The sequence below is a fragment of the Comamonas sp. UBA7840 genome (assembly GCF_002501455.1).
Classification (GTDB): Bacteria; Pseudomonadota; Gammaproteobacteria; order Burkholderiales; family Burkholderiaceae_C; genus Comamonas; species Comamonas jiangduensis.
Genome location: NZ_DLTI01000020.1, coordinates 11,437 through 24,201 on the forward strand (window position 1 = coordinate 11,437; position 12,765 = coordinate 24,201).

The 12,765-nt window shown below is 61.0% G+C and carries 12 protein-coding genes; 5 read left to right on the forward strand and 7 right to left on the reverse strand.

Annotation, left to right across the window (positions count from 1 at the left end; genetic code table 11):
- Positions 1 to 271 precede the first annotated feature (271 nt).
- The 4 genes from B3R00_RS05820 to B3R00_RS05835 form a co-directional block, all read right to left on the reverse strand.
- Positions 272 to 1,540, reverse strand: a complete 1,269-nt coding sequence (locus tag B3R00_RS05820) for an ArgE/DapE family deacylase (protein WP_286998000.1) — start codon at positions 1,538 to 1,540, stop codon at positions 272 to 274.
- A gap of 24 nt (positions 1,541 to 1,564) precedes the next feature.
- A complete protein-coding gene (gene uraD / locus B3R00_RS05825) occupies positions 1,565 to 3,334 on the reverse strand; it encodes a 2-oxo-4-hydroxy-4-carboxy-5-ureidoimidazoline decarboxylase (RefSeq protein WP_286998001.1) in 1,770 nt (589 codons plus the stop codon).
- A gap of 78 nt (positions 3,335 to 3,412) precedes the next feature.
- Positions 3,413 to 4,372, reverse strand: coding sequence for an allantoinase PuuE (puuE, locus tag B3R00_RS05830; protein ID WP_286998003.1), 960 nt, complete (start codon positions 4,370 to 4,372; stop codon positions 3,413 to 3,415).
- A 31-nt stretch (positions 4,373 to 4,403) separates the two neighbouring features.
- Positions 4,404 to 5,081 (reverse strand): GntR family transcriptional regulator, encoded by a 678-nt coding sequence (locus B3R00_RS05835; protein WP_219162510.1) that lies wholly within the window; start codon positions 5,079 to 5,081, stop codon positions 4,404 to 4,406.
- Between the two features lie 93 nt (positions 5,082 to 5,174).
- Here B3R00_RS05835 and uraH point away from each other — a divergent pair, with 93 nt between their 5' ends.
- Positions 5,175 to 5,525 carry a hydroxyisourate hydrolase gene (gene uraH, locus B3R00_RS05840; protein WP_286998005.1) on the forward strand — a complete coding sequence of 117 codons (351 nt, stop codon included), beginning with the start codon at positions 5,175 to 5,177 and terminating at the stop codon, positions 5,523 to 5,525.
- A gap of 163 nt (positions 5,526 to 5,688) precedes the next feature.
- On the opposite strand, the gene B3R00_RS05845 is transcribed toward uraH, so the two are convergent.
- The 3 genes from B3R00_RS05845 to B3R00_RS05855 form a co-directional block, all read right to left on the reverse strand.
- Positions 5,689 to 6,159: a hypothetical protein gene (locus B3R00_RS05845; protein ID WP_286998006.1), complete on the reverse strand. Its 471-nt coding sequence runs from the start codon at positions 6,157 to 6,159 to the stop codon at positions 5,689 to 5,691.
- A gap of 107 nt (positions 6,160 to 6,266) precedes the next feature.
- Positions 6,267 to 6,791 carry a GNAT family N-acetyltransferase gene (locus B3R00_RS05850; RefSeq protein ID WP_286998008.1) on the reverse strand — a complete coding sequence of 175 codons (525 nt, stop codon included), beginning with the start codon at positions 6,789 to 6,791 and terminating at the stop codon, positions 6,267 to 6,269.
- Positions 6,781 to 7,281: a hypothetical protein gene (locus B3R00_RS05855; RefSeq protein WP_286998009.1), complete on the reverse strand. Its 501-nt coding sequence runs from the start codon at positions 7,279 to 7,281 to the stop codon at positions 6,781 to 6,783. The genes B3R00_RS05850 and B3R00_RS05855 overlap by 11 nt, the downstream gene beginning before the upstream one ends.
- A gap of 111 nt (positions 7,282 to 7,392) precedes the next feature.
- Here B3R00_RS05855 and xdhC point away from each other — a divergent pair, with 111 nt between their 5' ends.
- The 4 genes from xdhC (at position 7,393) to B3R00_RS05875 (ending at position 12,750) form a co-directional block, all read left to right on the forward strand.
- Positions 7,393 to 8,229, forward strand: a complete 837-nt coding sequence (gene xdhC / locus B3R00_RS05860) for a xanthine dehydrogenase accessory protein XdhC (protein WP_376747628.1) — start codon at positions 7,393 to 7,395, stop codon at positions 8,227 to 8,229.
- A gap of 218 nt (positions 8,230 to 8,447) precedes the next feature.
- Positions 8,448 to 9,737 carry a urate hydroxylase PuuD gene (locus tag B3R00_RS05865; RefSeq protein WP_286998013.1) on the forward strand — a complete coding sequence of 430 codons (1,290 nt, stop codon included), beginning with the start codon at positions 8,448 to 8,450 and terminating at the stop codon, positions 9,735 to 9,737.
- Between the two features lie 252 nt (positions 9,738 to 9,989).
- Positions 9,990 to 10,613 carry a Crp/Fnr family transcriptional regulator gene (locus B3R00_RS05870; protein WP_174862799.1) on the forward strand — a complete coding sequence of 208 codons (624 nt, stop codon included), beginning with the start codon at positions 9,990 to 9,992 and terminating at the stop codon, positions 10,611 to 10,613.
- A gap of 214 nt (positions 10,614 to 10,827) precedes the next feature.
- A complete protein-coding gene (locus B3R00_RS05875; protein ID WP_286998014.1) occupies positions 10,828 to 12,750 on the forward strand; it encodes a sensor domain-containing diguanylate cyclase in 1,923 nt (640 codons plus the stop codon).
- Positions 12,751 to 12,765: the final 15 nt, after the last annotated feature.

Sequence of the window (12,765 nt, forward strand, 5' to 3'; positions counted from 1 at the left end):
TGCCCCTTAAAAATGCCAAATTTTTGAAGTGGATGGATTTCTTTTTTGTGAAGCAAGAAGGCTTTTTGCACTATGAAATTTGAGCGGCGCTATCGATACCTTGAATCGAGGTGTTTGTGTGCTGCATGCGTGCAATGAGCAAGGGGCGCAACGCTGGCTGTGCTGGCATGCTGCGGCAAGAACCACGCATTTTTCAGTGCGTAAAAAAGCCCCCAGCGCGTAAGCGATAGGGGCTGCAACTTACTGCAGAAACTGCGAGGGCGGAGGCTTCTTAAGCGAGTAAATCCGCCAAGCTGCGCGCGACGACCTTGGTGGCGCGGCGCAGGTCTTCCAGCTCCAGGCGCTCATCGGCGCGTTTGGCATGGCTTTCCAGCACGCTGCGGGGGCCGGCGCCGTAGATCACGCCGGGAATGCCGCGCTCCACATACAAACGCACATCGGTGTACAGCGGAGTACCTACGGCCGGAGGCTTTTCTCCAAACACGGCTTCGCCATGCTTTTGGATGGCATCGACCAAAGGCGCATTGCCCGCCAAAGGTGTCATGGCGTTGGCCAGCAGCAGGCGTTTAATCTGAACGCGCACGGCATCGTCGCCTTGGTAGCGGTGTTCGGTGTTGAAGGCTTCCACGGCCTTGGCGATCACAGCGCGGATGGATGCTTCCACCTCGGCAGGGTTTTCTTCGGGAATCATGCGGCGGTCCAGCTTCAGCACCACCTTTCCGGGAATCACATTGGTGTTGGTGCCGCCTTCAATGCGGCCAATGTTCAGGTAAGGGTGCTTGATGCCGGGCACCTTGGACAGCACCTGCTGGTACTTCACGTTTTCGGCATACAAACCGTTCATGATGGCCACGGCCGCTTGCAGCGCATCCACACCGGTGTGGGGTACCGCCGCGTGGGCCATCTTGCCGTGCACCGTCACTTCCATCTGCAGGCAGCCGTTGTGGGCGGTGACTACTTCGTAGCTAAAGCCGGCAGCCACCATCAAATCGGGCTGGGTCAGGCCTTGCTCCAGCAGCCAGCCGGGGCCCAGCAGCCCGCCAAACTCTTCGTCGTAGGTAAAGTGCAGCTCCACATTGCCTTGGGTGGGCTTGGCCACGGCTTCCAGCGCCCGCACGGCGAAGGTGAAGGTGGAGAAATCGCTCTTGCTCACGGCGGTGGCGCGTCCATACATCTTGCCGTCTTCAATCTCGGCGCCGTAGGGGTCTTTGCTCCAGCCTTCACCGGGCGGCACCACGTCGCCGTGGGCGTTCAGCGCAATGGTTTTGCCGCCTGCGCCGTAAGGGCGGCGCACGATCAGGTTGGTGATGGACTCCATGCCGTAGTCCTTCACCTGCTGTGTGGGCACTACGTGCTTTTCGGCGTCAAAGCCAAATGCCTGGATCAGTTCTGCCGTGCGCTCGGCATGGGGGGCGTTGTTGCCGGGTGGGGTATCCGTGGGCACTTGCACCAGCGCCTGCAGAAACTGCACTTGTTCGTCAAAGTGCGCATCAATCCATGCATCCAGCGCGGCGTAGGTGGCTTGGCGGTCTTGGGTCATTGTGTTGTCTCGAATCGCTAGGGTTTAGTGGGCAGCCAGTTGCGCCAGCACATGGCTGAAGGCATCGACGGCCAGTTGCATGTCGTCGCTGGTGGTAGCTTCCAGCGGGTTGTGGCTGATGCCGCCGTTCAGACCGCGCGTGAACAACATGGCCTGGGGCATGACTTCGTGCAGTTTCATGGCATCGTGGCCCGCGCCACTGGGCATGCGCAGCAGTGGCACGCCCAAGGCATGTACCGCGTTTTCCCACAGCGTTTGCAGGGCAGGATCGCTGGGCGCGGCGGCAGCTTTCATGGCCAGCTCGGTTTTGTATTGCAGGCCGCGGCGCTGGGCGATCTCGTTCAACTTGGCCAGCACATCGGCCACCATGGCATCGCGCTGGGCATCGGTCGGGGCGCGCAAGTCCATGCTGAAGGCGCATCGGCCGGGCACCACGTTGATCGAGCCATTGGGCACCTGCAGCATGCCGATGGTGGCCACGCTGTCGCCGTCTTTCAGTGCGCGCTCTTCCATGTACAGCGCCAGCTCGGCCACGCCCAGCGCCGCATCGCGGCGGCGGTTCATGGGCGTGGTGCCGGCGTGGCTGGCGGTGCCTATCATTTCGCACACGTAGCGCACACCGCCATTGATGGACGTGACCACGCCCAGCGGAATGTCAAATTCATTGAGCACCGGGCCTTGCTCGATGTGCACTTCGATAAAGCCCAGGTACTGGGCGGCATCGCGCTGGAGCTTGGGAATGTCATCGATGCACAGGCCGGCGTGCTGCATGGCCTCGCGCATGGTGATGCCGTCGGCGTCTTTTTGCTCCAGCCATTCGGGCTTGAAGTCGCCAATCAGCGCGCCAGAGCCCAGGAAGGTGGCTTTGTAGCGCTGGCCTTCTTCTTCGGCAAAACCCACCACTTCGATGCCAAACGGCAGGCGCTTGCCTTGGCGGTGCAGCTCGCGCACGCAGGCCATGGGCACAAAGATGCCCAGGCGCCCGTCGTACTTGCCACCGTTGCGCACCGTGTCGTAGTGGCTGCCTGTCAGCAGGTATTTGCCGTCTTTGTGGGCAGGGTGGTAGCGGCCCACCACGTTGCCCACGGCGTCAATTTCAATGTCATCAAAACCACAGTCGCGCATCCAGTGGCTGATGCGCTGGGCGCAGGCGCGGTGCGAATCGGTCAGGTAGGTAACGGTGAGTTGGCCCTTTTCGGCATAGCCCGGCTCGCTGTGCTGGGCCAATTTTTCCTGCCAGTCCCACACGTCGTTGCCCAGCGTGGGCTCGTAGCCAAACTTGTCGTTCAGGCGTATTTCCGCAATGCGGTGGATGTTGCGAATGGCCTCCGCGCGCTCAAAGTCGGGGTGGTTGTGCAGGCGGCGTGCAAAGGTGGCAATGATTTCCTGCTTGGGCAAGCCAGTGCCACGCGGGCCGCGCACAGCCAGAATGAAGGGAAAGCCAAAGCGGGCGTTGTAGTCCGCGTTGAGCTGCTGGATGTGTGCCAACTCTTCGGGCGTGCAAGCGGTCAGGCCCGCCTTGTTTTGCTCGTTGGTGGATTCTGCCGTCAGCGTTTTTGCCACCATGGCCTTGCCTGCCAGCTCCGGGTGGGCGCGAATCAGCGCCAGCTGCGCCTGCACACCGGCTTTTTCCAGCACCTGCACCATGGCGTATTTGAGGTGCGCCAGCGACTTGAAGGGGCGCTGCGCTAGTGCTTGCTCTGCAATCCATGGCGAGTGTTCATACAGGCCATCGAGCAGCTGCACGGCCGTGGCGCTGTCGGCGGCGTTGAGTTGTTCCAAGGTCAGGGCCATGGTACTTCCTATCTAAAACAAGAGCTGCTTGCGCAGGCGGAATAAGCGCTAGAGGCTAATTTGGCTTCAAACTCTCCATCACAGCGCGGGCGCAGGAAAGCGCTGCGCCCAGTGGCGGGCAATGTCAATACGGCGGGCCACCCACACCTGATCGTGCTGCTGGATGTGGTCCAAAAAGCGTTGCAGCGCCGTGATGCGCCCGGGCTTGCCCAGCAGGCGGCAGTGCATGCCGATGCTCATCATCTTGGGGGCGTTGTCACCGTCTTCGGCGCCTTCGGCGTACAGCACATCGAACGTGTCTTTGAGGTACTGGAAGAACGGATCGGCGTGCGAAAAGCCTTGGGGCAGGGCAAAGCGCATGTCGTTGCAGTCCAAGGTGTACGGCACGATGAGCTGCTGGTGCTGGCTGCCATCGGTTTTGCGCACGGTCATCCAGAACGGCAGGTCGTCGCCGTAGTAGTCGCTGTCGTAGCTAAAGCGGCCATCGTCGGCCACCAGACGGTGGGTGTTGGGGCTGTCGCGGCCGGTGTACCAGCCCAGGCCGTGGTCACCATCGTGGCCGTACAGCTCGCCAAAAATCTCCATGCACTGCGCCATGTGGGCGCGTTCGACTTCTTCTGGCACGCCTTGGTAGTGGATCCATTTCAGGCCATGGCAGGCCACTTCATGGCCCAGCTCGGCAAAGGCTTGCGCTACTTCGCGGTGTTTTTGCAAGGCGGTGGCCACGCCAAATACCGTCAGCGGCAGGTCGCGCTTTTCAAACTCGCGCAGGATGCGCCACACGCCCGCACGGCTGCCGTATTCGTAGATGCCTTCCATGCTCATGTGGCGCTCAGGGTAGGCGGCCGGGTTGAACATTTCGGACAGAAACTGCTCGCTGGCAGCATCGTCGTGTAGCACGCAGTTTTCCCCGCCTTCTTCGTAGTTCAGCACAAACTGCACCGCCACGCGTGCCTTGCCGGGCCACTGGGGGTGGGGCGGAGTGCGGCCATAGCCAATCAGATCACGGGGGTAGGGGGCGCAGGCGTTGTAGGTCATGGGGTGCTACGAATCAAACCAGGGGGAAAACTTACAAAGTGACGCTCGAGAGCGCCATCGACAAATCGTTGGTGGGCATGTCGCGGTCAAAGGTCAGGCCTTGTTCCACATGCTCCAAGTGCTCTTGCATCAGGCGCACGGCGGTGTCTTCGTCTTTGGCAGCCAGGGCAGCGACGATGGCTTCGTGCTCTTCGTGCGAGTGCTCTGCAGCGCTGGTGCTTTGGTACATCAGCGTGATGAGCGCGCAGCGCGAAATCAGATCGCCCAGCAGTTGCGCCAGCACGTGGTTGCCCATTTGCTCGGCCATGACCACGTGGAAGTCGCCCAGCAGCTCGGTGCGCTGGCCCACATCGTTGCGGTCCATGGCTTTTTTCTCGGCAGCGATGTGCGCCTTGAGGGTTTTGATCTGCGCGGGTTTGACCTGGCGCACAAAAGCGCGCGTCATCTCAGTCTCCAGCATGCGGCGCACGGCAAACACTTGCTGGGCCTCGTCGACGGAAGGCGTGGCCACGAACGCACCGCGTGCGGGGGCCAGCGTGACCAGGCGGTTTTGCGACAGCTGGAACAAAGCTTGCCTGACCAAGGTGCGCGAGACACCAAAGTGGTCGGCCAGCTTTTGTTCGGCCAGCTTGGTGCCGGGCAGCAATTTGTGCTCGACGATGGCACGGGTCAGGGCTTCGGCAATGGCACTGGTGGAGGATGTTTCCATAGGGATCATCATAGATGCGTTGTAGCAAAAATTGTATACACTTTTAGTGAACAAGCGGTTGCGCGGCAACTGCAGACATTAAGGAGTTACCCCATGGGCTTGAGTACCCACGTTCTGGACACCATGCACGGCTGCCCTGCAGCAGGCATGCAAGTGAAGCTGTATGCCACCGACGGTGACACGGCCACGCTGGTCAAAGACTTGACGCTGAACCACGATGGTCGCACCGACGCGCCGCTGTTTGACAACCACAGCCTGAAGGCCGGTACCTACCGCTTGTCATTCAATGTGGCAGGCTACTTCAAAGCAAAAGGCGTGCAACTTCCCACGCCCAATTTCCTGACCGTGGTCAATTTGGACTTTGGTGTGGCACATGTGGATCAGCACTACCACGTGCCGCTGCTGGTCAGCCCGTGGAGTTACTCCACCTACCGTGGTTCTTGATGGGGTGGGCTGTGCGCGTTCTGCGCACAGAGCACTGCTGAATCAATATAAAGAGAGCGGCTTGCGCTGGATATGCAATGGTTTCAGGTGCTTTTGTAGCCGAAACTATTGTCAAACCAGCGCAAGCCGCTCTTGTTTTGAAAGCTGCCTTTCGCGTGCGGGCCTAACCGCCTTCCAGTTGCCCTTCGGACAACGTGTCGAGCTGAAAGCGCCCGGAGCGATCCCACAGCCACGTGTCGGTGTAGCTCACGCTGCCCACACCGGTGGGTGGAAAGGGGGCGGCAGCACGCACCAGGCGTTCAATTTCGCGCACCACTTCGGGGGCATGGCTGGGCTTGCGCATCCAGTTCAGGCGCTGTATCTGACCGCTGCCGCTGAGGCTGATCTCCAGCACGCCCACGGCATACAACATGGCGGGCAGCTTGCCCCGGTAAATGCGTGAGGCATAGCGCTGATACAGGTGGTTGGCGGCTTTGCGTTCATAAGCGGCAGAGGCTGGTCGGCCTTTGCCAGGCAGTGCGATGGGCACACCGCAGGCGGTCAGTGCACCGGCTGCGCTGGCAGTCAGGCCTGCCGCCAGCCAGCGGCGGCGCGTCTGCGCGGTATCAAGGGTGTGTGAAGACAGGGTAGGCATGGCATGAGGTTACTGCGCAGATGCTGAGCTGCGCTGCTGCGCCATGCACGCTTGTTGGTGTAGGCCGTTGTGCCGCAGGCGGTGAACCAGCGGCAGCGTGACGGCAACTACAGCATGCAAGCCATCCAGTCCTCATCGTGGTAGGCGCCCGCAGCGTATACACAGCGCGGCTCTACGCCATAGCGCACAAAACCGTGGCGCTGGTACAGCGCAATCGCCGCCTGGTTGCTGCTGAGCACCCCTAAATGCACTTGCTGCACCCCCGTCATGCTGCGCGCATGGGCCAGGGTGCGGGCCAGCATGGCATGGGCGATGCCTTGCCCGCGGTGGGAGGGGGCGACATACACCCCCCAAATTTCGGCTTTGTGTGCCAGTTTGAAGCGTAGGTGCCGCTGCAGCCCCATGGTGGCGACCAGCTGCTCACCCTGCCATGCCCCAATCGCCCAGCGTTGTGCGCTGGGGCCAAGGCCTTGCGCGACGATCTCAAGCGACATGGCGGCTTGCTCCTCGGGAGAGGCGAAGAAGGCCGCCGGGTGCTCGCGCAGGGCTTGCAGGCGCAGCGCTTGGAAGGCCGCCGCATCCGCAGCCTCCAAGGCGAGCAATACACAGCCACCCGCGGGCTTATCCGCCATCGCGCTGGCCTTCGGTCAACGTGTCCAGCTGGAACTGTCCGGACTTGTCCCACAACCAGGTATCGGTATAGGTCACATAGCCCAGTTTGGTGGCCACTGGAAAAGGCGCGGCAGCGCGCACGGTGCGCTCAATTTCACGGATCACTTCAGGTGCATGGCGGGGTGCACGCATCCAGTTAAAGCTGCGCACCTGGCCGTTGCGGTCCAGATTGACTTCCAGCGTCCCCACGGCATACAGCAGCGGGGGTAGTTTGCCTTTGTAAATGCGGTGGGCGTTTTGCCCGTACAGGTGGCGCGCGGCATCCTGGCGATAAGCGCGCGGGGTGCTGACGCTGGAATTGCTGCTGGGCACTACGGCATCGGGCGCATCCGGGCGCGGCGGCGGCTTGACACCACAGGCAGCCAGCAATGCCGCCATCGCAGTGGCCATGCCACCCCATAGCCAATGGCGTTTAGGGAGGGAAGATGGGGATGCAGACTTTTCAGGCATGGTGCTAGCTTATCCTGATCGTGCCGCGCACGGTGGCAGTGTGTGCAAAGTGGCAAGCCTTGTGCTTGGCATAGCGCGCTGTAGGCCTGTGCAGGCACGGCCAGCAAAGAAATGAGGTGTGGGGTGAATGATGGGGAGCGCCTGCGGGCGTGGGCAGCGCAAGCGCCGGTGTGTTTGGTGGAGGTAGAGGCCGTACAAGGCTCTGCACCGCGCAGTGCGGGGGCCTGGATGGCACTGCAGGGTACGGCGCTGGTGGGCACGATTGGCGGTGGCCACCTGGAGTGGGAAGCCATGCGTATGGCGCGATCTTGGCTGCAGCAAGGCATGCCGGGCGATACCTACACCCAGCGTATGGCCCTGGGGCCTTCGCTGGGGCAGTGCTGCGGTGGTGCGGTGCAAGTGCGCTGGTCTGCCGTGCATGCCCACAATGTTGAGGCCGTGCTGGCGCGGCTGCAGCCAGCGCGTGCGCCGGTTGCGCTGTTTGGGGCCGGACATGTGGGGCACGCCCTGGTGCGTGTGCTGCAGCCGCTACCCTTTTTGGTGCATTGGGTCGATAGCAGGGACGACGTTTTCCCCGCGCAGCCCATGGCGCAGTTGCATTGCGAGCATTCCAGCCCGGTACACCATGCGGTGCGTGATCTGCCCGCCCAATCGCTGGTGTTGGTGATGAGTTTTAGCCACGCAGAAGATCTGGACATTGTCAGCGCCTGCCTGCTCCGCCAGCGTGAGCGCGGTGATCTGCCTTTTATCGGGCTGATTGGCAGCGCCACCAAGTGGGCGGTGTTTCAAAAGCGGCTGGCCGAGCGTGGCTTTGGTGCCGACGAAATCGCCCACATCACCTGCCCGATCGGTTTGCCCGGCATTGCCGGCAAAGAGCCGGAGGTGATTGCCATTGCCGTAGCGGCACAGTTATTGCAGCTGCGTGCACAGCAGCTTGCAGCTGCCTGACGGGGGAGCTGCTGGGACCTTGGTAGTTGCCCGAGGAGCGGCTGTTTTTTCTGCTTTTGGCAACAAAAATTGCATACACTTTGACGAAAGACAGGTCGCAGCGGTGCCCAAATTGATGCTTGCATCCCAGGTGCGCGACCCTTTCTTCTGCTCAGAGCGCCCGCAGTGGTGAGCAGGTTTGATCCTTGGTGGCCTTTGTGCTACCGGAGTTGAGTGCTATGGAAAGCTATATCCTCGACTGGGCCAACCTGCTGTTGCGGTGGCTCCACGTCATTACCGCCATCGCCTGGGTGGGCTCGTCGTTTTACTTTGTCTTTCTCGACAGCAGCCTGACCCCACCGGTCGATGAAGATCTCAAAAAACAAGGTGTCAGCGGCGAGCTGTGGGCCTTGCACGGCGGCGGTTTTTACCACCCCGTAAAGTTTGCCGGCGCGCCGCCCAAGCTGCCTGAGCACACGCACTGGTTCTTTTGGGAAAGCTACACCACCTGGCTGTCCGGCTTTGCGCTGCTGACCGTGTCCTACCTGTGGAACGCCAACATCTATTTGGTGAACCCTGCCAACCCCGTCATGTCCAGCGGCATGGCGATTGCCGTGGCGTTGTCGTTCCTGGTGGTGTTTTGGCTGCTCTACAACGGCATCTGCCGCCTCTTTGGTGAAAAAGAGGGCGGCGACGGCATTGTGGGCGCCATGGTTTTGGTGCTGGTGTGTGTGGCCTCGTACCTGGCTTGCAGGCTGTTCCCCGGCCAGGCTGCGTTCTTGTTGATGGGTGCCATGCTGGCGACATCAATGAGTGCCAACGTGTTCTTCTGGATCATCCCCGGGCAAAAGAAAATGGTGGCCTCGATCAAGGCCGGTGAGCCTGTGGATCCGATCCACGGCAAGCGCGGCAAGCAGCGCAGCGTGCACAACACCTATTTCACGCTGCCAGTCCTCTTTGCCATGCTGTCCAACCACTATGGCTGGCTGTACTCGCACGAGCTGAACTGGCTGGTGCTGATTTTGATGATGTTTGCCGGTGCGGCCATTCGCCAGTTCTTTGTGATGCGTCATGGCTACAAGCTGGGCCGCAACCCTCACCCTTGGAAGTACGCAGCAGTGGGCGTGGTGGTGCTTTTGGGTGTGATCGCATGGCTCAAGCCTGTGCCACCTGCTGCAGTCGCTGCCAGTCCCGCTGTGATTGCGCCGGTCGGCCAGTCGGTACTGCAAGGTGATACGGAGAAAAAATCAGAAGAATCAGCCCCTCAGGCAGGTGGTGCAAGCGCTGGCAGCTATGAAAAAGTGCATGCCATCATGCAGCAGCACTGCATGGTCTGCCACAGCGCTGCCACGATTGCGCAGAAAAATGTGAAGTTTGATACACCGCAAGACATCAAATCGCACGCCCAGCAGATCTACCAGCAGGTGGTGCTGCTGCGCAAAATGCCGTTTGGCAACCCCGGTGCTCTGAGCAACGACGAGCGTGCAGCTTTCCAGCAGTGGTTTGAAAGTGGTGCCCCTGCGCCTTGACGCTGGGTTGATGCGCTGACAGGCTGTGCGTGCACGGGATGCAGGTCAGCCATGCCAAGACCCCTGACCGCAGCCTGGTGTTGCGGTTTTTTTATGACGGATAAATGTAAGAAGATTAAGAAAATATGAAGATGCAGGGGCGAGTGCTTTCGTTCAAAGGCTGATGCAGCAAGGCTTTGGGCCGTATGGCAGGAGGAAAAGATTGACATGGCTCAACACCTTCGGGTAGCGGCTGCGGCACAGTTCGTGACCATGTTCCTCATCCCTTCATTTGATCCCTTGGCCCAAGCAGAGGTGGTTTCCGCCGGTCAACTGCTGCGCCAACGCGGCTCGCGTGCTGACTCCGTCCTGTACCTCGACAGCGGCTGCGTAGTGTTGGGTGTGCGTGACGAAGGACAGATGCGTCACCAGCTCGGCGTGGTTGAAGGCCCCGCGTGGCTGGATGCGGCGTTTGCACTCACAGGCAAGCCTTGCGGTGTCGATATGGTGACTGACTCCCGGGTGCGCCTGCGCCGCATCTCGCTGCAGGCATTTCAGCGCAGCTTGGACGGCCTGCCCGATACCGTAGCCACCTTGGTGCGCGACATGGCCCATGGCTATTGCCAGCAAACGGAAACCGCCGTCAGCCGCTTGGCTCAAGATGCTGAAACGCGTTGCGCCCAATGGCTGCTGCGCCATGCCCAGCATGCCGACAACGGCACCATGCGGGTGACGCTGAATCAGCGCAAACGCACGATTGCCGCGCAGCTTGGGATTGCGCCTGAGACGTTTTCACGCGTATTGCGCCACTTGCGTGAGCATGGCTTGATTGCCGGCACAGGCAATGTACTGAATCTGCCCCAACCCAGCGCTTTACAAAGCGTTGCGGGTATGTAAGCACGCGCTAGCAATTGCTGATGAGTACTTAAGAGGCCGAGAGGCCTCTTTTGCATTTCAGTGCTTCGCTTTTTGTGCTGTCGGTACTTGTCTGGCAAGGGTTCTACCCGTTTAAGTGCCTACAAGTGCGTGCCTATAGTGGGGCGTGAACCACATTCCCAGCACCCCGCCATCATTGCCAATGGCTCCTGCATCCCGCTGGAGAGGCTTTCGCATGACCCTGGTTGCGCAGGTGGTGCTGGTACTGGCTGCCATGCTGCTGTGTGCTTTGGGCTTGGTGCGGGTGCTGGATGCCCGCACGCAGGAGCGCCTGGCAGCGCATCAGACACAGGACGCCGACTTGTGGGCGCGCATGCTCACTGCGCGCATGGAAACGCACCAGCGGCTGCTCACTGCAATTGCAGAGGGCATGCACACCAGCTTGCTGGACAATCCCGCAGTGCTGGATGCCTTGATGCAGCAAGACGGCTCCATGCTGCGGATTTTTGACAGTTTGCATGTGGCGCTGCCCGCAGGGGGGCTGACGCACCATGGTGCCGTGGGGGCCGTGACAGAGATTGACTCGCAAGGACTGGATGGATTGCGGCGCACGATCTCCGAGGGCAAGCCCTTTATTACGCATGTGCCAGTGCTGGACGACAGCCAGCATTTGCGGGTACTGCTGAGCGTGCCTATGCGCCGTGAGGATGGGCAAGTGTCCGGTGCGTTGGCAGCCATCGTGAAGCTGCCCCTGGCGGCGCTGATGCCGGATACCGCAGCACCGCTGCCGAATGTGCAGTACATGCTGATTGGTAGCGATGGTCTGGTGTTGGCCCATTCCGACGCCCTGCAGCGTGGGAAAAATTTGAACGACCTGGCGTTGGGCCATGAGAAGGCGTGGCTGGCTTTGTCCAACCCTTCGGCGGCCAATGCAGATACCCAGCAGTGGGGGCATTTTTTAGTGAGTCGCGTGGGACTGCCGCTGCCGCAGTGGCAGGTGGTGATATGGCGCGATACCTCCGCGGATTTGCTGGTCGACCAAGGTTTGCCAGTGCGTGTGTGGGCTGCCTTGGGCGCAGCAGCCGCGCTGCTGAGCTTGCTGGCAACGGCATTGCTCTGGGGTTGGTTGGCACCTTGGCCAGGGCGCAGTGGGGGGGCGCAGCCTGCGGCGCATGGGCAAGAGGCTGCCGCGCAAGAAGTGCAAAAAACGCAAGCTGCGCTGGACTATGCCCAGCGCCTGTCTTTGCAAGCCGGTGCCATGGCCATGTTTGAAGCCGTACCCTCTGCCATGCTCTTGGAGCATGAAGGGCGCATCACGCTGGCAACACCACAGGTTGCGGTCATGTTGGGCTACTTTGGGGTAGAGACTGCGCAGCCCACGATGGAGCAACTGTTTGACAGCCAGGCTGCATTAGAGGTGGTGCGGCACACCCTGGTGGATTTGGGCAGCTTTGAGGGGGCCGTGCAGTTGCGCAAAAAAGATGGGGACGTGGTGCTGGTAGATGCGTTGGCATGGATTCCCTCGCAGTTGTCCTCGGCCACGGTGTGGCGCTTGCAACTTCCGTGGCGCTTGCGCAGCAGTTTGCCACTGCCAGACAACGAAAATGCTTGGCGAGATGATTTAACGGGCATGCCCAACCGCGATGCGTTCATGTGGGCGCTGCAATCGTGGGTAACGGACAGTTTGCACTGTGAAAACACAGGGCACCATCTTTCCACAGGCATGCCCACGCAAGGCTGTTTGCTGTTCGCAGACCTGGACCATCTGGGCATGATGAACGCGACCACATCGCGCGATATGGGCAACAAAATGCTGCGGCATGTGGGGCGTTTGATTGCCAGCTACACCCAACCGGTAGGCAATGTGGCACGCTTGGGCGGCGATGAGTTTGCTGTGCTGTTGCCGGGCATCAGCTTGGCCCACGCCCAAGGTGTAGGGCAGGCGCTGTGCGATGCCGTATGGCGCTGGCAGCCCAGCTGGGGGGGCGAGCGCCACTGGGTGAGCATCAGCGTGGGGATAGTGGCCATGGATGCGCTGCGCCACACACCCCAGCAGGCAGTGCGCGCTGCCGACATGGCCTGCTATGAGGCCAAGCGCCGGGGCCGCTGCCAAGTGGCGGTGGGCCAAATTGCAGCCCAGCCCTCACTGGAAACCTAATCCCGCTGCAAAGCG